This window comes from Streptomyces yerevanensis (assembly GCF_000716805.1).
GTDB lineage: Bacteria > Actinomycetota > Actinomycetes > Streptomycetales > Streptomycetaceae > Streptomyces > Streptomyces flaveus.
In genome coordinates this window covers 18,412-40,283 of record NZ_JNWJ01000061.1, presented here as the reverse complement: position 1 = coordinate 40,283, position 21,872 = coordinate 18,412, and the positions used below count along the sequence as shown (strand labels likewise).

The window sequence follows — 21,872 nt, the reverse complement described above, 5'->3', positions numbered from 1 at the left end:
CGCTGATCGGGGCAAGCCGTTGGGCCTGCGGAGAAGGGCGCACCTGCCTCATGCCCGCCGTGCCAGATCGAGCGCAGCCGTATGCACGAACCAGTCCAGCACTTCACAGATCTCGTCGCCGTGCTCCGCGAAGACCCGTACCGGGAACGACGGACGCAGCTCCAGCTTCGCCTCCGGCAGCTCGATGCCGTCGATCTTGTTGAGCCGGTGCAGCAGCTCGCGGCGTTGCTCCGTGTCGTCGAACGGACTGCGGTCTTTCAGGTACTGGAAGACCACCTCGACCGTTCCGCTCACCGGGTAGATCGCCACCGGCCAGATCAGGTGGGGCCGTTGGCTGGTTCCGGCGTCGAGCATCGGGAAGCAGCTGGTCTCCTCGTACTGCCCGTAGTCGAGGTAACCGCCTTGTCTCCGCCAGAAGTCGAGGGCCGACCGCACTCCGGTGGAGGCCTCTGGCCAGTGCTCGTGAAGCTGGTCGCGGAAGCGTTCGGCCGCTTCGGCGTTCTCGCTGTCGGGCAGCGGGTCGTGTGAGACCGGCTGGGACACGTCCTTGCCGAGGAGGGTGGCCAGTTCCGCGGCGGTAAGGCGTTGCGAGCGGTGGGCCCGGCCCGAGGGGTCGAACTTCACTCCCTCGCCCTTCAGCAGTTCCTGCGGCGGCTGCCGGTCGCTGCCCTCCGCCCAGCGGAAGGAGCCGGAGATCTTGCCGTCCGCGGTGAGTACGCGATAGGCGCCGATCACTGTCGAGTTGGAGCCGAGGTAGTTGCCGACGGGCACCGGATGGCTGCCGATCAGCTCGGCGACATCGCCGTACGTCGTCCATGTGCCGCTCGGCATCGCGACCAGCGCGACGCGCAACTCCGCCCAGCCGGACCACTCTTCGCTGACCGGCTTCACTCCGCCGATCGGTCCCGGCCACAACTCCGTTGCGCGCTCGGAGAGTCGGTCGGCGCGGTTCATGATCTCGGCCTTGCCCCAGCGCTCGGCCGAGGCGATCTCCAGATTCATGCGCAGGGCGCTCGACTCAAGGATCTGCTGCTTGCGCTGGAAGGGATGGTTGGACAGCTTCGCGTTGTCGCCGGTCAGTGTGAGGTTGCCGAGTGTGTGCACGAGCAGGTCGTGGAGCTCCTGCGGAGACTGGTTCTCCTCGGTCTCGGCGGTGAGCAGGTCGAACCAGGCCTGGGCCGGGCGTTGGGGGAGTACGTGCTCCACACTGAGGGACGCCTTGTCGAAGTCGACGGGCTCGGTGGGGCGGTAGCTCTCCTCAAGACGACGCAGAATGTAGCTGCGCTGCGGGGGCCGGCCGCTCCAGTAGAACGGCTTGCTGCGGATCGCCTGCCGTAGCTCCTCGTCGCTCGGCCACCGGCGGCGGCGTCCCGAGAGGAACCTGCGGACGGCCTCGGCCGCCGGTCGGTCGGTCTCCAGCTCCTTCGGCGCCTCCATGAAGATCCGGTTGAGGCCGGTGGTCGGTGTCTGGCAGATGAGGCGCCGCACCAAGTACGACTCGACGTACAGCAGTGCTTCCGCCGCGTCTTCGGAAGTCGTACGGCCCGCTTCGACGAGGTCCAGCAGATGGAGCGCCAGCGGATAGTGGGTCTGGCCGCCCCAGGCCGTGAGGCGTTCAAGCACCCCACGGAGAGAAGCCGACGGCTCACGGTGAGGTTCGATGATGCGCAGGAACCGCTGCCCGCGCTCAGCGAGTTGGGCGACCTCGCGCTGGAGCGCGTCCTCGTCGCCGGCAAGCGGCTGGAGCCGCTTCTGCTGTTCCCGGTAGATTTCGCTCTGTTTCGTCTTGTGGTGGCCGCGTACGACGAGGTCCAACCAGACGAGAAGTTCGAGGTTCTTCGGTCCGAGGGTCTGCTGCATGGGCAGCCACAGCTCTTGGTAGACCCGCTCACCACGCTTCGGCAGGAGCATGAACACGTAGTTGCGCAGCAGGTCGCTCTGACTGAGCCCGACGCCCGTGTTGTTGATCGATTCGAAGATGCGGTACACGTTGTCGCCCGGCTCGGCGGTGATCTCCACGATCGAGAGCAGGTCCTTGAGGACGGTCTCGACTGTCTCCACCCATCGCTCTACCCCCGCCTCCTGGCCCTCGGCCAGGGCACCGCGGAAGAAGCGGTACGCCGCACCGATGTTGTCGCCCCCGCCTGCCTCGGCCCGGGACTGAACACATGCGGTGTACGCCTCCCGGTCCGCCTGGGTGGGCAGCAACCGGTAGTGATCGAAACCCTCGTGGAACTCGTTGACCAGGATCTGCCGGTGCACCCTGTCGGCGGCCCGCGAATCACCGCTCTCCTTGAGGTGGTCACGCAAGGCGGTGAAGGCCAGCATCAGGGTGGTCAGCCGTTGCTGACCGTCCACCACCAGCCATCGCTGTACGCCGCCGGCCTGGATCTGGCCCGGAGCCAGCACCACGGATCCGAGGAAGTGCGGTGCCGTGGATTCTCCGGACACATGCTGGTCGACCAGCTCCCCGACGTCCTCCCAGAGCCGCTTCAGCTGCTCCCCGCCCCAGCTGTACGTCCGCTGGTAGAGCGGCACTTGGAACTGCTTGTCCCCTTGGACGAGCTTGAGGAAGGTGATCTCCTGAGCGCGCATGCGCTTCCTTTCCCTGCGGGTGCACGGGGTACGCCCATCCATCCGGCGTTCGGCCTCGGGTGACAGCAGTCACCTGAATTTAGCGTGAACTGAGTCAACGGTGTTGAGTTTGTGCCTACTTGGGCGTTGACGCAACAGAGGACGGGTGGCGCGCTACGCGTCCCTGGCCCCCAGCACGGCCACCGACTGGTTGGAGATCCTGGGCATCGTCTCGTTCGGGGACCGGCGCAGGAGCTTCATGCTGCGGCCCTCGACCCAGGCGTTCCACGACTTGAGGTAGTAGAGCAGGTGCTCGCGTGAATCGTCGCGGCGGCGGTGCGTCTTGCCCGCGGCCAGACTGAGCATGGTGTTGCGCAGGGTGAGGCGAGGGTCGCCGGATTCCAGCCGGGCGCCAGTGATGACGCCGTCCTCCCACGGGGACTGCTCGATGTCGGGCCGCGCCGCGGTAGTGACGTACCAGCCGATGGTCGCCGCGGTGACAGTGATACGGCACGCGCGGTTGAGTGCGATGCCGTGGTGGAGGGCGTCGCGGATGCCGGGGTGTTTCTCGAGCATGACCAGGAGCTGGTCGTTGCTGGTGACCGATGAGGCTCCGCTCCAGGCGGAGTTCGGTGCGTGCAGGTAGAGGTGCAACCCTCGCAGGGCTGCGGCGAGGTGCGTCGCGTTGGCCTCGCCGGCGAGTGCGAGTGCATCCCGGCCGGTGCGCTTGCGTCCCGTGTCCATCACCGTGAAGGCGGTACGGGGCACGCCGTGTGTGACGGTCATGGGCACGGTGATTCCGGCCTTGACGACGGCCGCCAGCCGGTGCTGGCCGTCGATGAGTACATCGTCCTCGTCGAAGGCGATGCCCTGGTGTGTCAACTGCCATTCGCCGCGCTGCATTTGGCCGGCGAGCTGCTGCACTGTGCCCTTGCTCAGGGGTCGGTTGTTGGTGTTGCGAGTGAGCCACTTCGCAGCCAACTCGGGTGAGACGTGGAGAACTTCCATACGCATGGATGTGTGCCTTCCCCTTGGGGCGTTGCAGAGAACGGACCGGTGACGCTTGGGTCATCTTGCATGATACTTGTGAACTCAGTCAACGTATATATATTCATGCGGGAGTGCTTCGGGCGCGGCTCCCGTGCGGCAGCCTTGCCCTGAGGGGCCTTGAGGGCGTGATAGTGAGGCTCGGATGGTGTCCGGAGTGCCTGAGTGGCGTTGTGTGGCTTTGGGGCGACATGGGGCGGTTATCTGAACGGCGTCCCTGGTACCCTCGCCCGTGTGCTCAGTTCACACTCGAGTTGACGTGCCGGGGGGCGCGTTGTGCAGGTACTTCGGGTGGCCGGGGCGGGATTTCACGAAGGGGCCACCATGTGGCCCTCAGAATCGGTGGGGTGGCGTGTGAGCCAGAGTGAGAGTGGCCTGAGCGACGGTGTGCAGCCGGTCGGCTCCGTGTACCAGTACGGCGACGGGCTGCATGTCCGGGTCGACGACGTCGTGCCGTACGAGCTGGTCGACCCCGATGACTCCTACGGGCACCGGCAGGGCGACGACGTGGTCCGGTGCACCTTGTACCTGAGCAACGGCACCGGACAGCCCATCGACGTCGACGGAATCAGCCTGCTCGTCCGGAGCGGACCGTACGGAAAGACGGGCCGCCAGGTACAGGACTACAAGACCGAAGTACTCGACGACGAACTCGAAGGCACATTGCGCAAGGGTCGCAGAATCTCCGCGACCTGGGCCTACAGCATCCCCGCAGGCACCGCCGCGGAGCTGGACATCGAGGTGCGGTTCCCGAGTCGGCACGAGCGCGAGAGCGTCACCTTCACCACCGCCACCACCTTCACCGCCGCTCCGCCTGCTTCTGTCGGCGCTCGCGTGGCGGCCGCGCGAGCCACGCCGACGCCACTCCCCGACCAGACGGCGCTGTTCGGCGAGCAGCAGCAGTCCCTGTTTGCGGACACGGAGCCGGATGCGGCCGGTGACTATGTCCTGGCCGACGCGGGCGAGCCCCACGTTCCGGCCCGGGCAATGCTCGGGAGCATGCCGTCGCAGCCAACGGGGCTCGGACGACAGGCCGTGCCCGTAGGCACGCAGGAGCTGTCCGCCGACGAGACCGACGCCGCGCGCGTGCGCCAGATCTTCCGTTTCCTGGCCGAGGCCGAGGAATCCAAGGCCCGTCCGGTCCGCACGCTCGACGGCGCCGCCGGCACCGTGTGGTTCGAGGAACTGCCGGACACTCCGGGCGTCGAGGTGATGCTCGACGGTGTGCTCGCCACCGACGCCCCGGCCTGGCTGACTGTCGTACGTCCCGAGCGTGAGGATGTCCCTCACCCCAGGCCGCTGCTCGCGCCCTGGGTGGACGAGACGCGCATCCGCGACTTCAAGCAGACCCGCGCTCCACATCTACGACGGCGGATCGAGCCCGAATTCCCGGACTGGTCGCAGGGAATTCCGCTCGAGAAGGCCTACCACGAGCTGGACGAACACCCGAAGCGGGAGAAGATCGAGAAGCTGTACGCCGCCTGGGAACAGGAGTGGCTGGCCTGGGCGGAACGGCGGCGCGCGATCGATCCGCTCGTCAAGCTCTACGACCGGCTGCACAAGATGCACGAGGACGCTGTCAACCTCGGTGAGGCGTACGAACTCGTGCTGGGATTCGGCCGACTGACCTGGCAGACGGCCGGTGGCCAGCGTGTGGAACGGCATCTGGTCACTCATCGGGCCACCATCCAGCTCGACCCCTCCACCGGCACGCTGACCGCGGCTCCGGACCCGACGGGCGTCGGCCTGGAACTCGAGGAGGGCATGCTCGAAGGGGCTCAGCACGTCCCGGGTGCCGTGCGGGAGGGAATCGTCGAAGTGCTGGAAGGCGCCACCGACGTCACCGATCCGGCGCACTTCGAGGCCCTGCACACTGCCCTGCGCAGCTGGGTCAACGCCGCGCACAGCGCCGGAAGTTACCTGCCGACCGTGGAGCGGGCCAAGCCGCGCACCCTCGACGTACCGCAGGTGGGACTCACACCCGCACTCGTCCTGCGGGAACGGAACCGTCGTTCCACGATGGATGCCCTCAAGGCCATCGCCCGCCAGATCGACGGCGGCACGCCTCCCACCGAGCTGCTCGGCTACATCGCGGGCCGCGACGGTGCGCTGACCGCCGCCGACCTCGCGGCAGCCGAGGGTGACGCAACGGAGAGCAGCACCGGCGAAATGTACTTCGCGCTCCCGGCCAACGAGGAGCAGCGCACCATCGCCGAACGTCTGCGCGCCAACCGGCTGGTTGTCGTGCAGGGCCCGCCCGGCACCGGCAAGACACACACCATCGCCAACCTGGTGACGGACCTGCTCGCGCAGGGCAAGCGTGTCCTGATCACCAGCCACACTCCGCGGGCCCTGCGCGTGCTGCGCGACAAGCTTCCGGAGTCCATTCGCGACTTGTGCGTGAGCCGCACCGAGGACGGCGCGGCCGCTCAACGAGAGCTCGAGGCATCCGTACAGAAGATCCTCAGCGAGTACGCCGGCTACGACCCGAAGGCCTCGCAGCGTGAGATCCGTACGCTCCAGACGCGGCTCGCCGCGGCCCGGTCCGCCCAACAGGCCATGCTGCGTGACCTTGCCGTACTGCGCGAGCAGGAGACCCACCGCTTCGAGGCGGAGATCGGCGACTACAGCGGCAGCCTCCAGGAAATCGCCGAGCGCCTCACTGCTGAGGCGGGCAGATACGACTGGCTCGGCCAGGTTCCGCAGGAGCGGCCCACGCTGAGCACCGACGAAGCTCTGCGCCTCCTGCACACCACCCGCGCGTTCACCCCGCACCACCAGGTCCTGGCGGCCGAGGTGCCCGGTCCCTCCGAGCTGCCGAGTCCCGGTGACTTCGAGGAAGCCGTCTCCGTCGTGCGGTCCGCGGAGGAAGCGCACGCGGTGGTGCGACAGGACCCGCTGTGTCAGGAGTACGACACGGTTGTGCGCGGCCTCGGCGAAGCCGAACAACAACGGCTCTCGACGGCTCTCGACGCGTTCTCCGCCACCCGTGCCCGTGCCGCGTCGCTCGCTGCCGCGGCCGGCGGGTGGGCCGTGGCGCTCCTGAGGGAGGTGATCGCGGGGCAGGACTGGCAGGCTCGCAGTCGGCAGGCCGCGGTCACCGATGCCCTCGCGGCGGTCGACGCCTCGCTTTCCACCCTGGGTACCGCAATGGTCAGCGGCCTGGAGCAGTACGACCCGGCCACCGCGCTCGGCCAGGCCACCACCCTGTACGACGGGCTCGGCCAGGGGCAGAAGCTGCGCGGGCCACTCGGCATGCGCTCGAAGCTGGCCAAGGCCGCCGGCACGTTCGCGGAGAGTGTCCGTGTCGACGGGCGGGTTCCGGAAGATGTCGAAACGGCGGCCGTCGTTGTCGCCCGCGTTCAGCTCGAACTGCGCCTGACACAGGTGGAATCCGAGTGGGGAAGCCCTGCCGGAGCCTGGCAGGGGCACGGTCCGCGACTCGCTCGCCTGCGGCAGGACGGCGAGATTCTCGAAGCGCTACTCGCCGTCGCCGCCGCCCGCACCGACGTGCTCACCGCCGCAGCGACCTCACCGGTACTGACCGTGGCCACCTGGCACGACCAGTCCGTCGAGAACGCCGTACGAGCCCTCCTGCGCGCGGCGACCACCCTGCGCGCCGCCGAACAGTCACGCAAGGTCATCGCGGACACCGAGGAACTCCTGCGCGCCTGGAGCGACCGACCGGACGTATCTCCCGCCGTGGCGCGTGCACTCGACACCGTGCGCGCCCAGAACCCCGACGGCTACCGCGAGTTCAGCCACGAGATCGCCGAGGTTCGGGAGGCTGCCCGGCTGCGGGCCGAGCAGCACGCCGCACTCACCCGTGCGCAAGAAGCGTTTCCCTCACTCGCCGAGCGGATCACGAACGCGCCCGAGGACGCCGCTTGGGATGCGCGACTGCCCCTTCTCGCCCAGGCCTGGGCCTGGTCCGCGTGGCGCGACCGCATGGAGCGGCTCACGGATCCGGAGGCCGAGCGCGCCCTGCGCAAGCGACTGACGGAGGCCGACGACGAGGCCCGCATCATGCTCGCGAGGCTCGCCGCCGCCCGTGCCTGGCATCGCTGCCTCGGGCTGCTCACCGGCGACCAGTCCCGGGCCCTCAGCGCGTACCAGCAGGCGGCACGGCGCATCAAGGGCAAGTACCAGCATCGTTACCGGCGCGACGCACAGGCCGCACTGCGCAAGGCGCAGACGGCGGTGCCGGCCTGGATCATGCCGCTGCACCAGGTCGCGGAGACCGTGCCCATGGATCGGCCCGGCATGTTCGACGTCGTCATCGTCGACGAGGCCAGCCAGTCCGGCCTGGAGGCCATGCTGCTGAGCTGGCTCGCCGACCGGATGGTCGTCGTCGGCGACAGCAAGCAGGTCAGCCCCTCCAACGTCGGCCTCAAGCAGGACGAGTACTTCCATCTGAGGGACCGGTTGCTCACCGCACTCGAGCCGGACGTCCGCAGCCTCTTCGGCCCCGAGTCCAGCTTCTTCGATCTCACGGAGGCGCTCTCCGCGGGCCGTGGCACGCTCATGCTCAAGGAGCACTTCCGGTGCATGCCGGAGATCATCTCCTTCTCGAACGAGCTGTGCTACAACGGCCGGCTGCAGCCGCTGCGACAGTACGGCGCCGAACGCCTCCCCCCGGTCCGCACCGTGTACGTGGAGGATGGCGAAGCCATCGGCAGCAATACCCGGCTGGCCAACACCGCCGAGGCCGAAGCACTCGTCGACGCGATCGTGCGCTGCTGCGCCGACCCCGCGTACGAGGGGAAGACCATGGGCGTCATCAGTCTCCGCGCCAGCAAGGGGCACTTGGCGGAACTGGAGAACCTGCTCGCCGAACGCCTCGACTACGAGCAGCGTGAGGAGCGGCGCATCCGGGTCGGTGACGCAGAGGACTTCCAGGGCGACGAACGCCACGTCATGTTCATCTCCTGCGTCAACTCGGCCACCACTGCCGCCGGTTCCGTGCCGGGAGGCTTCAACGGCAAGACGTACGAGCAGCGGCTCAACGTCGCCGCTTCCCGCGCGCAGGACCAGGTGTGGGTGTTCCACAGCGCGCGCACCGAACAGTTCCACGAGAACGACCTTCGCCGGCAGTGGCTGGACCACCTCACCCGACCCGCGGAGGAGGACACCGTTGCGGTCGAGGGCGAGGTACTGCCCGACGTCCGGCACGAGGCCTTCGACAGCCTGTTCCAGCAGAAGGTGTACCTGGAGCTGACAGCGCGCGCCTACCGTGTGCGGCCCGGGTACCGTGTCGGCCGTCACGCCATCGACCTGGTCGTCGAGGGCGGGACACGCAGACTTGCCGTCGCCTGCGACGGCGACGCCTTCGCCGAGGGCGAGGACGCGTCGACCGCCGCAGCGAGGCAGCGTGACCTGGAGCGTGTCGACTGGACCTTCGTGCGCATCCGCGGAAGCCGGTTCCATCTCGACCGTGAGCAGGCGCTCGCGCCGCTCTGGGCGGAGTTGGAGCGGCTGGGGATCGAGCCGGTCCGTGAAAACGCGGAGGAGCTCGCTCCCGGGGCCGAGGAGGCGCGGACCGAGGCCTTGCCGGTCAACGATCTGGACAAGGACGAGCCGGAAAGCGAGGCCCGGGACCGAGAAGCCCTGGAGGGCGCAAGTCCGCGGGCGAATTCCCGGGCAACCACCGGCACGCCCTCCCGGCCGCCGACGTCCGTCTCCCCGTCCTCAGACCCGCGCGAGTCCGCATCGGCTGCGGCGAGGGACACGGGCCCGGCTTCCGCGCCCGCTCCGGCGGGCCGGAGAACCCCGGTCCCAGCACCCGCTCCGGCGGGCCGGAAAATCCCGGTCCCAGCACCCGCACGCACATCGGCGTCGACTGCAAGGACCCCCGCGCGGTCCGTAGCCCCCGCGCCACGACAGCAGCCGGCACAGGCGCCCACCCAAGCCGCACAACGTTCCCTCCCCGTTCACGAGATTCCCGCCGCCGCCTTCCATCGGCTGGTACGCGAGATGCAGCAGCTGCAGGCCGCTGTCGACGCTCCGGACGAGACTCCCGACGGCATGGACGCGGCGAGACTTGTCTTCCTCAGGAGGACACAGGCCGATCAGCGGGACCGCCGTACGAAGCGCCTCGTTTTCCTGCGGACGTTCCTCGACGCAGTCCGCGTCGGGCGGGAGACGGACATGCCGAAGGTTGTCGTTCCCGGCGCGCTGCTCGTCCTCCAGTTCGACGGGCAGGTCGATGACGACACCCTGTACACGGTCGCCGAACTGCCCACCGACGAGGCGGACATCGTTTCTCCGTCGTCTCCGCTGGGGCACGCGCTGATGTGGCAACCGGCGGGACGTGAGATCTCGTACGACGCTTCTCACGGCAAGACGCACAATGTCGTCGTCCGCGAGATCCGGGTCTGAACTCCCGGGCCGAAGCCGCAATCTCGGTATTCACCGATGAGCCTCGCTGCCCGAACCGGCTCTTGGTTCGGGCAGCAGGGCCTGTGCATCTCAGTCGGCGACCGGGTCCAGCATGCGGCTCCGCTCACCGCTCCACGAGATCGCCAGCGCATCGCGTGCCCGGGTGCACGCCACGAACAACAGGCAGTGTTCGGCCAGCAGATCCGACTGGTGCTGCACGGGATCCACTTCGGCCGGCGTCACATGCGGGGCGAACGGCAGCACACTCGACGTCACGCCCACCACAGCCACGCACCGGAACTCCAGCCCCTTCATCGCGTGCATGGTGGCCACTCGCACGCCCGATACCCCCGGCCCGGGATCGTCCTTGACCGCGACCGCCGGGATGCCCTCCCGGCGCAGGCGTGTGATGACCGCGTCGACCAGCGTGTTGAACCGGGCGCACACCGCCACCTCGGACGGCTTGACACCGTCCTGTTCGATCCAGGTCCGGATCTGCTCGGTCAACGCCCGCAGTTCCTCGTCCTGGCCGGTGTATCCGCGGGCTGCCGGAATACGGCCGTGCAGCTGGGAACGGTAGCCCCGGAGCGAATCCCGGCCACTGTCGTCATCGTCGTCCTCACCGAGCCGGCCCACGGGCTGACCGTCGAGGAGGGATGCGGACCAGCGCAGGATCTCTTCCGTGCTGCGGTAGTTGAGGCGCAGCCGGGACGTGCGTCCTCGGACGTTGATGTTCAGCGAGCGCAGCGAGACGCGGGAGTCGTAGATCCGCTGGTGTGGGTCGCCGACGAGGAACATGTCGTCGGACTGGGGAGCCACGCACGCGCGCAGTACCCGCCACTGGGCCGGGTGAAGGTCCTGGGCCTCGTCCACGACGACGTGGCGGTAGCGCGGTCCGCCGTCGGCGAGTATCCGGGCAGCCTGGTCGCACAGCTGTGTGTACGTCGCCGAATCCCGCGAGGCGAGGTCTGCCGTGAACCGTTCCATGACGCGCCACAGGCGGGCTCTCTGTACCCGCCCCACTTGCGTGCCGCGTCCCCGTCGTACACAGCGCAGGTACTCCTCGGGGGTACGCAGTCCCTGCGCCAGGATGACGTTGCGGTACTCCTGGGACAGGAACTGTTCTGTCCACGGGAGCTGCTCGCGTGCGGTGGCACGCGTCCAGGCGCTTTTCTCCGCGGCGGCCGACAAAGGTTTCGGTGACCTGCCCCGCGCCTCTCGGATGACCCGGGAAGCGAGGGAATCCACCGTCGTGACGTCGACGCGTTTCAGAAGGTGGGCGTCGGCGTCGCCGAGCAGGAGCGCCAGGCTGTCCCGCAGAGCAGCCGCCATGGCGTTCGTGAAGGTGGTCAACAGGATCCGGTCGTCCTCACGGCCGGTACGCAGCAGATGCCGGACGCGGTGCAGAGCCACGACCGTCTTGCCGGTGCCGGGGCCGCCGGTGACCTGAGCGGGTCCGTTGAAGCCGGGGTGGTAGGCGTACCGGCGCTGGGCGGGGTGAAGGAAGATCCGCCAGCGGGTGAGGTCCTCGGTGAGGATCCGCTCCAGCTCGCCAGGGCCTGTCACCTCCACGATGCGGTTTGGGGTGTTGAGGATCGCCTCGGTGAGGGTGACCGTCGGTCGGTCCTGAGCCGTACGCACCGTCTGGCCGCGCGGAGCGATCAGCTGCTCCCAGACGTCTTCGGCGGAGTAGTCGGCCGCCAAGTACTCCAGCACCTCGTACTGGTCGGCGGGCATCATGGGCGGCGCCATGACCGTCAGGTCGTCGGCCGTGACGCAGACGCGGGCCAGTCCGAGAACCTGGTCGTCGATGCCGAGGTCGCGCAGGACGGTGTCGGAATGCTTCTCGAAGAGGCGGGCGGGGGTGGAGACCGCCTTCGTCTCGAAGTAGGTCTCCATCTGCTCAAGGGCTTCGATGTTGCGTACCTCAAGACCGCCGGTGGCGCCGTTGACGGAGTAGGCACGTTTGCAGGCCCAGTTGATGGCCTCGTCGTGAGGGGCGACACGGAGCAGTGTGAACAGTTCGCTTCCGTCGTCGGGGGCGAGCAGGACACCCCGGTAGAACTTGGTTATGCGTATCGTGCGGATCCTTGGATCACGCGCCCGCTCCAGCTTCTCCAGGTGCATGCCCTTGCTGGCGTGGAGCTGGGGAACGGTCATGCTCCGGAACATCTGGATCGCGTCGTTGACTTCCTTCTGGACGGGTCTCTGCAGCGAGATGAGGTCCGCGACGAAGTCGTCGGAGAGGGCGAGTCGGGGCATGGGCGTCCTCGGGCCGCGGGTGGGCGGTGGTCGAGGACCAGCCTAGAGACTTGTTCCGCGCGGAGCGACGAAGCGCCTCATAATCATTGTGTGAACTAAGTCAACGGTCTATATTTCTCGTGCTGCCGTACGATCGATTCACGCTTGCGCCCCAACGGACCTGTCCGAAAGGACCCACCGAATGCCGGCCCAGCCTGCCCAGGCCGCTGTCCCGCACCCGCTCGACGAAGTGCCCCAGACGTTTCGTGCCGGGGACTCGTACGCGGTGCGGGACGGACTCGTGACCTATATCCGCCGCGATCTGCTGGGACCGTGGGACGGCGATACCGAGACCCTGTCGAGCGCCTCTTCCGGGCCGCGCGACCGTTACCTCGTCGGCATGCTCGGGCCGCGGCCCCAGGCCGTCACCGGCGACGAGATCGCACGGGCTGCCGCCCAGAGCGCGGACAGCGACTCGGGCGACGAGCAGGAGGGCGACGAAGGTGAGCCCCAGGACCGGTTGACCCCACAGGCGGCCGGCCACATCTGGGCATCCTCCATGGGACTGTCCTTCACGGTCCCGGCTTCTGTCGGCACGCTCAGCGCCAACGTCCGCTGGGGCCGCTACACACAGTCCGAGGAAGCCACCGACCGGGGCACAACTCGCCGGGTCTGGTCGCGTGAGCCGATCGAGCACCCGGTGGACATCGACGTGACCGGCGCGGCCGACCGGACCGTCGAGCTGGAAGGCGACGCTGTCGTACTCGACGTGCAGGTACGACAGCACACCGGTCGAGCAGGCGCCGAAGATCTGCGCGTCGTCGAACTGGCCCTGGTGAACCGGCAGCAGGACAGCCGCGAGGCTCGCGACGCCCACTGGCTCTTCCAGACCGCGATCGAGATCACCGCTTTCCCCGACGACCAGGCCGCCGTCTTCCTCCCGGTCGACGACCCCCTTGATCCCGTGAACCAGGGCAACGCCCCCGAGGACGCCGAGGACCGGCGGCTCCGGCTCCTCTACCGGGACAGCCTCAGCCACGCCAAGGGCCGTAACGTCGCCGTCCACGCCCAGGTGCGCGACGGTGAGCGCAACGCGCACCGCCTCACGACCACCTGGCTCCCGGAGTACGACGTCCGAGCCACCACCGCACCGGCCCTCGAGGAGCAGGATCTTCTCCGTGGGCTCGAACTCGGGATGGACGAGCTCGCCGCGCTCGCGGTGCCCGCCCGCCGGACCGAACTCAGTGCCGCGCTCGCTCCGCTGGCCGACGGCTACGGCACCTGGCTCGAACAGCAACGTGGTAAGGCCCACTCGCTCCCCGCCGACCTGCGCGAATCCGCCGGCGTCGCCATCGAGCAGGCACTGGAGATCTGCGACCGCATCACCCTGGGCATCGACAGGCTCGTGGCCGACGACACCGCCCTGGAGGCCTTCCGATTCGCCAACCGTGCCATGGCACTGCAACGGCGTAACACCGCTATCGCTGCCGCCCGCGCCGGTCGTGAGGACGACCGGGACTCCTACCGGGAGGCGCACGACGAGGTGTACGCCAAGGGCAAGGAGGCTGCCAGCTGGCGTCCGTTCCAACTCGCCTTCGTCCTGCTGAACCTCGACTCCCTCACCCAGCCCGGGCACGCCCACCGTGGCACCGGCCGCGAAGCACTCGTCGACCTGCTCTTCTTCCCGACCGGTGGTGGCAAGACCGAGGCGTATCTCGGCCTCGCCGCCTACACCTTCGCGCTGCGACGCCTGCAGGGCACACTCGGCTCGGGAGCGGAGGCACGCAGCGGCGAGGCGGGCGTCGGTGTCCTCATGCGCTACACCCTGCGTCTGCTGACCGCCCAGCAGTTCCAACGCGCCGCCGCGCTGGTCAGCGCCTGCGAGGTGCTGCGCCGCGAGGAGTTCGCACGGGACGTCCGCTGGGGCACCACCCCGTTCCGTATCGGACTCTGGGTGGGAACCTCCGTCTCGCCCAACTGGTTCGACGAGGCGAAGGAGCAGATCGCCGACGCCAGGGAGAGCGCGAGCGACAAGCACGCCCGAGTCCTTCAAGTCCTCACCTGCCCCTGGTGCGGCAGCGGGCTCACGGCCCGCTCCCACATGGAGTACGACGAAGGGCGGCGCCGCGTCCTGTTGTACTGCCCGCGCGGGGAAGGCGAGGACCGCTGCCCCTTCTCACGGCGCGATTCGCCTGGCGAAGGCATCCCCGTCCTCACCGTCGACGAGGAGATCTATCGGCTCGCCCCATCTCTTCTGATCGCCACGGTGGACAAGTTCGCCCAGCTCCCGTGGAACGGGTACGCCGGTCTGCTGTTCGGCAGGGTCACCGAACTCTGCCCCAGGCACGGCTACCGCCACGACGACCTTGACGCCAAGACCGGCTGCGGAAGCCGCCACAACGCCAAGGGCGACCTGCCCGGCGTCACCGCACAGCCCGTCACCCGCCTGCGGCCCCCGGACCTGATCATCCAGGACGAGCTGCACCTGATCTCGGGTGCGCTCGGCACCATGGTCGGTCTTTTCGAGTCGGCCGTCGATCAGCTGTGCACCTGGAGCGTCACCGACGCCAGGGGGCAGCGCCGCGAGGTCGGACCCAAGATCGTCGCGTCGACCGCGACCACCAAGCGGGCCGCCGACCAAGTGCTCGGCGTCTTCGGCCGCAAGGTCGCCGTCTTCCCGCCCCAAGTCCTCGACGTCGGTGACACTTTCTTTTCCCGACAGGTCGAGCTGAGCCGCGAGAATCCCGGCCGCCGCTACCTGGGCGTGTGCGCGCACGGCACTCGACTCAAGGCTGCCGAGATCCGCGTCGCCGAGATCCTGCTCCTCGCCGGCCAGCAGCTCTTCGACGACTACGGCAAGCCGGCAGACCCGTATATGACACTGGTCGGCTACTTCAACGCGACCCGCGAACTCGCAGGCATGCGGCGCTACATGGACGACGACATCACCACCCGCGTGCGCTCCAACGGCAGCCGCAGAGGCCAGGACACCCTCGCGGATCGCATCGTGAGCAGAGCCGGCATGCTCAGCATCCAGGAGCTGACCTCGCGTATCTCCTCAGCCGACATCGGCTCGGCCCTCAAGCGCCTGGAGATCGGCTTCGACCCCGAGCGCGACACCTCGGACCGGCGACGCGCCTTCCTGCGCGAGTACGCGACGGCCATGAAGGAGAAGCGTGAACCCCGCGCCGCCATGACGCCCACCGCCAGGCAGGCAGTCGATGTCGTCCTCGCCACCTCCATGCTGCAGGTGGGTGTCGACGTCTCCCGGTTCGGTCTGATGCTGGTCGTCGGCCAGCCCAAGAACACCGCCGAGTACATCCAGGCGTCCTCGCGCGTCGGCCGTGACGCCAAGCGCCCGGGTCTTGTCGTCACCCTCTACAACTGGTCACGCCCCCGGGACCTCGCCCACTACGAAGACTTCGAGCACTACCACGCCACGTTCTACCGCCAGGTGGAAGCTCTCTCCGTCACCCCGTTCACCCGTCGCGCCCTCGACCGAGGCGTGGCCGCCACCTACGTCGCCGCGTTGCGCCAGGCGGCATACGACACTTCCCGCAACCTGGACGCCCATCACGTAGACCTCAATGGGCCGCTCGCCCAGGACGTCGAACGCCGGCTCCTTGAACGGGCCGAACGGGTGGGCGGTGAGCGGCCCCGCCAATACCTGAGCGAACGCCTGGACCGGCTGAAGGACGAATGGCGCCGCAAGCGCGACGAGAACAGCTCGGCCCTCGGCTACCGGAAGGAAAAGCGCAAGACGACGATCGTGAGCGGGCTGCTGAGGCGGGCAGACGGATCCCGGTGGACCGAGCTGACAGTCGGCATGTCGATGCGCGAGACGGAGAACGAGATCAACCTCCTTCTCCCCGGTGGCGGGGCCTTCCTCGAAGAAGCCTCAGGCGGCGGCCCGGACTGGAACTTCGGAGCGTCTGACACCGACTCCGACCATGACATGGCGGCCACCGTGGACAGCGACGAGTACGGACCCACCACTGCCGACGCGGCCAAGAAGGGACAGCGATGAGCATCAACAGCAATCGCAGAGTCGGCGCCGTCCGTCCCAGCCATCTCATGTTCACCGCCGGTATCGGCTCCCTCGTCGACCTGCCGAATTTCTCGGTCCTCGTCAAGGGACTCGACTCCTGGAGCTATTCCGGCATCACCGACTACGACATCGACGAACCCCGGCTGCGCGCCGCCGTCAACCGATCCCTCCAGCGCTACGGGCGCGGACAGGTCGAGCAACTGCGCGCCGCCCCCTGGCTGGAGGGTGGGGACATGGACCCCAAGGGCTGGGCCGCACAGGGGGTCGGGGTGCCCGTCACACCGTTTCCCCAATGGCTACGCTGCACCGCCTGCAACGTGCTGGCCGCCGTCGACTCCGCCGAGTTCGCCTTCATCAACGCCAATCCGCGTACGCCGCACGAGGCGAAGTTCCTCCACGACTGCAAGCGTGGGAAGCCTCTCGCCGTGGCTGCCCGCTTCACCCTTGTCTGCACCCTCGGCCACCTCGACGAGTTTCCGTACACGGCATACGTCCACCACGGGCAGACCTGCACCAAGACCCCGCGTCCCAAGCTGCGTATGAAGGACCACGGCGGCAACCAGGCCGCCAACGTCACCATCGAATGCGTCGCCTGTGGCATGAAGCGCAACATCCGGGAGGCGATGGGTGAACGAGGCCGCCATAACCTGCCCTCGTGCCGCGGACGTCACCCGCACCTGGGTACGTACGAGACGAACGGCTGCAAGGAGGGTTCGGTCCTGATGGTGGCGGGCGCGTCCAATCAGTGGTTCCCGCTCACCCTCAGTGCTCTGGCCCTGCCCAAGGGCCGGGGCGGAGACGTCGACAAGCTCCTCGACGACCACTGGCCCGACCTGCAACTCGTCGGTGACCGGGGCCAGTTCGACTTCATGGCGAGCATGCCCAAGTTCGGGTTCCTCAAGGAGTTCGACGCCGACGCGGTCGTTGCGGCGATCTCGGCTCGCAAGCAGGGCTCCGACGGGCCGGCTCCCTCCGCACCCGACGTCCAGGCCGACCTCTTCGGCCCTGAATGGGACGCACTCTCCGGCGCCATTCCAACACCCAGTGACGACTTCGCACTGAGGGAGGTCTCCGTTCCACCCCTCCTGGGCGAACTCTTCTCCGACATCCGCCAGGTCGAGCGGCTGCGCGAGGCACGCGCCTTGATCGGCTTCACCCGACTCGACGCCCCGGACCCCGAGTCGCCGGAGATCGCCAGCAGGGTGGACCTGTCCCGCGGTGCACAGACCTGGGTGCCGGCCAGCGAGGTTCGCGGCGAGGGCATTTTTCTGCGGGTGCGGGACGACCTCATGGCCGAGTGGGTGGCGCGCATGGAGAAGTCGCCGCAGATGGAGGCCCACAGGGAGGCTTTCGGTCGGTTCCGCGCCAATCGAAAGTCGGACCGCAAGACGAGCGACTTCGATCCTTTCTACGGTTGGCCCGGGGCACGGTACATCGCCCTGCACACTCTTTCTCACCTGCTGATCCGTACGATCGCCCTGGAATGCGGCTACAACTCGGCCTCACTCGCCGAGCGGATCTATGCGGGAGACGAACAGAGCCCGAAGACGGGAATTCTCATCTACACCGCTGTTCCGGACTCCGAGGGCACCCTCGGCGGCCTGGTTTCCCTCGCTGAAGAGCGCGAGTTCGACCGGATCGTCCGCCGTGCTCTGACAGACGCCGGTCACTGCTCTGCGGACCCACTGTGCTCCGAGCGTCTGCCGCACGATCCGGGCGACTATCTCCACGGGGCCGCCTGCCACGTCTGTCTCTTCGTATCCGAAACCACCTGCGAGCGGGCCAATCGGTTCCTGGACCGTCGCTTCCTCGTCCCTCTCTCCGGAGACAAGGAGCAGATACTGACTCCGGTCGGCCTGCTGCCGTGAGCAGAAAAGAGTTCGAGGCCACCGCTGAGGCTGCCGTCGCAGCTCTGGGCCTTACCCGTGGCAAGGACCTCGCCGGCCTGCTCGCACAACGACGCAACAAAGAGAGGGCACTGACCGAGCTGGCGACACCGGGGGTCAGCGAGGCCGTGACGAAGCTGTACGACGCGGTGGAGAGAGAGTCGGTCCCTTTCGCTGAGGCGGCTGCTTATGTGCGGGGCTATGTCGCGGCCATGTTGCAGGCCCGGGGCATGGTGCATGTCCGCACGGTGTGGAGTGGCCCCTCGACACCAGCCGTACCAGTGCGGGCGACTGCCCAGGTGCTGGTCGAGGTCATCAACGAGGCTCATGACGAACTGCTGGCCATGACGTATGCGGCCCGGCCGTATCCAGCACTGACACAGGCTTTGACCGATGCTGCGGCAAGGGGCGTGAAGACGCATGTAGTGGTCGAGACGCTGGTCGGCGCGCGCGGCCTCCTCTCGGGTCGGGAGCCGGCCGATGCGTTCGCGTCCGTTCCCGGGTTGCGTCTATGGCACTGGGTACGTGACCCGTCCGGGCACACTCACTCGCGCCAGCACGCCAAACTCGCGGTCGCCGACCGTCGCATGCTCTTCCTGGGCAGCGCCAACCTGACCGAATCAGCAGCGCAGCGCAATATCGAGGCGGGGGTACTGGTGAGCGGCGGCGAAGCACCACGGCGTGCAGCAGAGCACATTGTGGAGCTGCAACGCCTGGGCATACTCCGGCGTCTTCGACGGCCATGAAGCTGGTGTGGGGTGTCTACTTCAAGTCCGCCGTGACGGCGACGGGCCGGGGCACCGCGGCGAACGCCGACAGCGTGAACCACTCCGGCACGGCGCGGCGCAGCGCCTCAGGGCCGTCCACCTTGACCGCGCCGACACGCAGAGCCTCGGACCAGCTGAGGTCACCACGCCAGACTTCGATCATGCGGCGCAGGCCGGCGGTCACCGTTACCGTCACCGCGTAGCCGGGGTCCACGTCGCAGACGTCGGTGCCCTCGGGAGTGATCACCAGCCACCAGTCCCGAGTGCCCGTGGGGACGTCCGGGAAACTGAAGCGGACCACCGTCCGCCCGTCGGGGACGGCATCACGGACGACGTTTCGATGCAGGTCCCACAACAGCAGTTTCGGATCGAGATCCTCGTCGCCGATCTGTCCGATCCAGCGGGTGCCCCAGATGCCGAGTGCCTCGATCACCGGCCGCAGTTCATGTCCGGCCGCGGTCAGAACGTACTGCACCTCTCTGCCGTCGGTCCGCTTCTCCACGACGCCGGCGCGCACCAGCTGGTGCAGCCGCTTGGACAGCAGTGTGGGGGACATCCGCGGCACACCGCGGCGCAGGTCATTGAAACGTCGGCTGCCGAGGACGAGCTCACGGACGATGAGCAGCGTCCAGCGCTCGTCGAGCAGCTCCATCGCTTTGGCGACAGGGCAGAACTGGCGATACGAGGACCCCATGCCGGGCAGAGTATGCCCCCGCTGCCGGACAAACCAGACCAGTCGCAGCCGGACAGTGTCGAATGCCGACGCTCCGGTACAGATCTGGGACTAGCGGACGGCGTACCCCGTTCTTAGTCTCCGTGCCGTGGCGGACAACGAGTGCGGACAACGAGTAACGAGTGCGACAACGAATTCGGGGTCCCCACAGCCGTCGTAGTGCACGGAAAGTGTCCAAGTGTCCAGAAGGAGTGCTGTCATGAGCGAACTGACCGACGCGGTCGAGGTCGACCGTGCTCTGAAAGCCAGGCACCGGGCGATGTGGGCGCAGGGTGACTACCCTGCCGTGGCCGCCGAGATCATCCCCGAGCTGGGTGAGGTCCTGGTCGAGGCGTGCGGGCTGCGCGATGGTGGCGAGCGAAGCGAGGCGGGGTCTCTTCGGAGTGAAGGCCGGGGGAGGAGGCTGCTGGACGTGGCGGCAGGCTCGGGCAACGCCGCGATTCCCGCGGCGCTGGCCGGGGCGAGTGTGGTGGCCTGTGACCTGACCCCGGAGCTGTTCGAGGCCGGGCGGCGACTTGCCGCGCAGCGCGGCGCCGAAGTGGAGTGGCGACAGGCTGACGCCGAGGCGTTGCCGTTCGGGGACGGCGAGTTCGACACGGTGCTGTCCTGCGTCGGGGTCATGTTCGCCCCGCATCACCAGGCCGCCGCCGACGAACTCGTACGCGTCTGCCGCCCGGGCGGCACGATCGGCTTGCTCAGCTGGACGCCCGAGGGCTTCCTCGGTCAGATGCTCGCCACGATGAAGCCCTACGCGCCGCCGCCCCCGCCGGGTGCGCAGCCTCCGCCCCTGTGGGGAGACGAGGACCACGTCCGCGCCCTGTTCGGAGACCGGATCACGGACATCGAGGCGCGCAAACAGACCGTGCTGGTCGACCGCTTCAAGAGCCCTGAGGAGTTCCGCGACTACTTCAAGGAGCGCTACGGCCCGACGATCGCCACCTACCGAGCCATCGCCGATGACCCCGCCCGTACCGCCGCGCTGGACCGCGACCTCGCCGAACTCGCCCGGCGACACGACCAAGGGGCGGGCAGCACGGCCATGGAATGGGAGTACCTGCTGTTCACCGCCCGCAGGTCAGGTGATGAGGTGCATGCTTGACCCTGCGAACGGGGGGGGCGGCGGCGGTCGGGGGGGTGCGGGGCTTTCGCCGGCCCGCCCTTCACACCCCTGGCTCGGCCGAGGGTGAGCAGCTCACACAGCAAGGACCCCTGGATGAACGACGTGTCGGCCTCCTACCAGCTCATGCCGGGTGCGCCGGACTCTCCGGTGATCCTGCACGTGCCGCACTCCTCGCGGGCGATACCTGCGGACGTACGGGCTGGGATCGTGCTCGAAGACGCCGCGCTGGAGCGGGAGTTGGACCACATCACCGACGCGCACACCGCTCGGATCGCGGAGGAGGCCGCCTCTCGTGCCGCCACCGAGCCCTGGCGGTTCGTCAACCAGCTGTCGCGACTGGTCGTCGACCCCGAACGGTTCCCGGACGAGCGGGAGGAGATGCTGGCCGTCGGCATGGGCGCGGTCTACACGCGGACCACACACGGGAAGGAGCTGCGCCCGGCCGACCACGACGGACAGCCGCTCATCGAGCGGTACTTCCACCCGTACGCCGCCGCCATGACGGACGCTGTGACCGAGCGGTTGGACGCCGTCGGACGGGCCGTGATCATCGACGTCCACTCCTATCCGACCGAGCGTCTGCCCTACGAGCTCCACGGTGACGGACCCCGACCGCCCATCTGCCTGGGCCGGGACGCCTTCCACACCCCGGCCGATCTGCTGGCCCACGCCGAGAAGGCGTTCGCGGGCTTCGGCGGCACGGGAGTCAACAGTCCCTTCGAGGGGACGTACGTCCCGCTGAAGTACTACGGGAACGACCCACGGGTCAGCGCCCTGATGATCGAGATCCGGCGGGACGTCTACATGTCCGAACCGGGTGGCGCGGCCGGCTCCGGTCTCGGCGCGCTCGCGGGCGCGCTCTGCGAACTGGCCGACATGGCTGGTACGGCTGGCACGGCACGGCTCTGACGCGTGCCTGCCTCCACCAGGAACGGGTTCGGTTCCCTGACCACGACACATACAGCCCGTCGTGGGTCAGCGATTGGTCGGGGTCCCGCGCCCCGCGCTCTCCGTCCACGGGCGCCACGGCGGAGCGCGCTACAAAGGGTGAACACCTCGGTCGCCGTCCTCCCTGTTG

General features: G+C 68.3%; 10 protein-coding genes. 6 read left to right on the top strand and 4 right to left on the bottom strand.

The features are described from left to right. Positions 1-48: 48 nt before the first annotated feature. Together OP79_RS39815 and OP79_RS39810 are read right to left on the bottom strand one after the other, a co-directional pair. Positions 49-2,595: a GmrSD restriction endonuclease domain-containing protein gene (locus OP79_RS39815; protein WP_033327669.1), complete on the bottom strand. Its 2,547-nt coding sequence runs from the start codon at positions 2,593-2,595 to the stop codon at positions 49-51. A gap of 153 nt (positions 2,596-2,748) precedes the next feature. Next, positions 2,749-3,588 carry a hypothetical protein gene (locus OP79_RS39810; RefSeq protein WP_033327667.1) on the bottom strand — a complete coding sequence of 280 codons (840 nt, stop codon included), beginning with the start codon at positions 3,586-3,588 and terminating at the stop codon, positions 2,749-2,751. Between the two features lie 387 nt (positions 3,589-3,975). On the opposite strand from OP79_RS39810, the gene OP79_RS39805 reads away from it, so the two are divergent. Continuing rightward, the gene (locus OP79_RS39805) at positions 3,976-9,999 is read left to right on the top strand and encodes an AAA domain-containing protein (RefSeq protein WP_078492309.1); all 6,024 of its coding nucleotides are present in this window, start codon (positions 3,976-3,978) and stop codon (positions 9,997-9,999) included. 90 nt (positions 10,000-10,089) lie between these two features. Here OP79_RS39805 and OP79_RS39800 read toward each other — a convergent pair whose 3' ends face one another. Then, positions 10,090-12,261, bottom strand: a complete 2,172-nt coding sequence (locus OP79_RS39800; protein ID WP_033327665.1) for a UvrD-helicase domain-containing protein — start codon at positions 12,259-12,261, stop codon at positions 10,090-10,092. Between the two features lie 181 nt (positions 12,262-12,442). On the opposite strand from OP79_RS39800, the gene drmA reads away from it, so the two are divergent. From drmA to drmC, 3 genes are read left to right on the top strand one after another with little or no spacing between them, the layout of a single operon-like run. Then, positions 12,443-16,267 carry a DISARM system helicase DrmA gene (gene drmA / locus OP79_RS39795; RefSeq protein ID WP_211270950.1) on the top strand — a complete coding sequence of 1,275 codons (3,825 nt, stop codon included), beginning with the start codon at positions 12,443-12,445 and terminating at the stop codon, positions 16,265-16,267. Beyond that, positions 16,264-18,156, top strand: coding sequence for a DUF1998 domain-containing protein (gene drmB, locus OP79_RS39790; RefSeq protein WP_033327663.1), 1,893 nt, complete (start codon positions 16,264-16,266; stop codon positions 18,154-18,156). The genes drmA and drmB overlap by 4 nt, the downstream gene beginning before the upstream one ends. After that, positions 18,153-18,920 carry a DISARM system phospholipase D-like protein DrmC gene (gene drmC, locus OP79_RS39785; RefSeq protein ID WP_033327662.1) on the top strand — a complete coding sequence of 256 codons (768 nt, stop codon included), beginning with the start codon at positions 18,153-18,155 and terminating at the stop codon, positions 18,918-18,920. Before drmB ends, drmC begins: the two co-directional genes overlap by 4 nt. A gap of 16 nt (positions 18,921-18,936) precedes the next feature. Here the strand turns inward: drmC and OP79_RS39780 are convergent, their stop codons facing one another. Next, the gene (locus tag OP79_RS39780) at positions 18,937-19,635 is read right to left on the bottom strand and encodes a winged helix-turn-helix transcriptional regulator (RefSeq protein WP_033327660.1); all 699 of its coding nucleotides are present in this window, start codon (positions 19,633-19,635) and stop codon (positions 18,937-18,939) included. A 238-nt stretch (positions 19,636-19,873) separates the two neighbouring features. Here OP79_RS39780 and OP79_RS39775 point away from each other — a divergent pair, with 238 nt between their 5' ends. Then, positions 19,874-20,773 (top strand): class I SAM-dependent methyltransferase, encoded by a 900-nt coding sequence (locus OP79_RS39775; protein ID WP_033327659.1) that lies wholly within the window; start codon positions 19,874-19,876, stop codon positions 20,771-20,773. Between the two features lie 114 nt (positions 20,774-20,887). Next, positions 20,888-21,703 carry an N-formylglutamate amidohydrolase gene (locus OP79_RS39770; RefSeq protein ID WP_033327658.1) on the top strand — a complete coding sequence of 272 codons (816 nt, stop codon included), beginning with the start codon at positions 20,888-20,890 and terminating at the stop codon, positions 21,701-21,703. Positions 21,704-21,872: the final 169 nt, after the last annotated feature.

Bases quoted from the DNA above. Each gene is read 5' to 3' on its own strand.
- OP79_RS39815 (WP_033327669.1), bottom strand. From the start codon at position 2,595: ATGCGCGCTCAGGAGATCACCTTCCTCAAGCTCGTCCAAGGGGACAAG.
- OP79_RS39810 (WP_033327667.1), bottom strand. From the start codon at position 3,588: ATGCGTATGGAAGTTCTCCACGTCTCACCCGAGTTGGCTGCGAAGTGG.
- OP79_RS39800 (WP_033327665.1), bottom strand. From the start codon at position 12,261: ATGCCCCGACTCGCCCTCTCCGACGACTTCGTCGCGGACCTCATCTCG.
- drmA (WP_211270950.1), top strand. From the start codon at position 12,443: ATGCCGGCCCAGCCTGCCCAGGCCGCTGTCCCGCACCCGCTCGACGAA.
- drmB (WP_033327663.1), top strand. From the start codon at position 16,264: ATGAGCATCAACAGCAATCGCAGAGTCGGCGCCGTCCGTCCCAGCCAT.
- OP79_RS39780 (WP_033327660.1), bottom strand. From the start codon at position 19,635: ATGGGGTCCTCGTATCGCCAGTTCTGCCCTGTCGCCAAAGCGATGGAG.
- OP79_RS39775 (WP_033327659.1), top strand. From the start codon at position 19,874: ATGAGCGAACTGACCGACGCGGTCGAGGTCGACCGTGCTCTGAAAGCC.
- OP79_RS39770 (WP_033327658.1), top strand. From the start codon at position 20,888: ATGAACGACGTGTCGGCCTCCTACCAGCTCATGCCGGGTGCGCCGGAC.